This is a genomic window from Arhodomonas sp. KWT (assembly GCF_010993615.1).
Window position 1 is genome coordinate 1 of record NZ_WNXE01000696.1, and the last position, 879, is coordinate 879.

Sequence of the window (879 nt, forward strand, 5' to 3'; positions counted from 1 at the left end):
CGCCCCCAGTGCGGAGGATGCGGCGACCAGCCAACGGCCCAGGCCATCCAGATAACGGTACATGGGGATGCCTTTCCGGACAGGGCGGCCCCGGCGCGCGGCCGGGGCCGTCGTGGACTACTCCGAGACCTGATCCAGCGCCTTGTCGAGCAGCGCCGGGCCGATCTTCTCGCGGTACTCGTCGTACACGCCAGTGACCTTCTCGCGGAAGGCGGCGACGTCGTCGACCTCGTTCACCTTCATGCCCGCCTCGCGGATCTTGGCCAGGATCTCGTCGTTGTTGGAGGCCACGGTCTCGCGCTGGCGCTCGATGGCGCGCCGGGCGGCCTTGCGCACCGTCTCCTGCTGCGTCGCGGAGAGGCTGTCGAAGGTCTGCTTGGACATCAGCAGCGCCAGGGCGTTGTAGGTGTGACGGGTCAGCGACAGGTACTCGGTGACCTCCGGGTACTTGTTGGCGTAGATCACCGCCAGCGGGATCTCGAGACCGTCGACGGTGCCCTGCTGCACCGCGGTGAACACGTCGCTCCAGGCCATCGGCACCGGGTTGGCCCCGATCGCGCGGAAGCTCGCGATGAACAGGTCGCTGGGCTGCACGCGCAGCTTCACGCCCTTGAAGTCCGAGGGCTTGCGGATCGGGCGCACGTTGTTGATCGCGTTACGGAAGCCCGCCTCCGGGAAGCCCAGACCGACGATGCCCTGGGATTCGAGGCGCGAGAGCATCTCCTGGCCGACCTCGCCGTCGAGCACCTTGTGGGCCTGGCCGGCGTTGGCGTAGAGGAAGGGCAGGTCGTTGAGCTGGAAGGCCGGCTCCAGCGTGCCCACCTGGGTGCCGGTGATCACGCCGGCGTCCAGGGTGCCGAGCTGCATGCCCTGGAGCAT

The 879-nt window shown here is 68.3% G+C and carries 1 protein-coding gene; it reads right to left on the bottom strand.

Annotated features, from left to right (window positions below; genetic code table 11):
• Positions 1-117 precede the first annotated feature (117 nt).
• A partial coding sequence (locus tag G7A99_RS21805; RefSeq protein ID WP_163144044.1) for a DctP family TRAP transporter solute-binding subunit occupies positions 118-879 on the bottom strand: 762 nt, incomplete at its 5' end.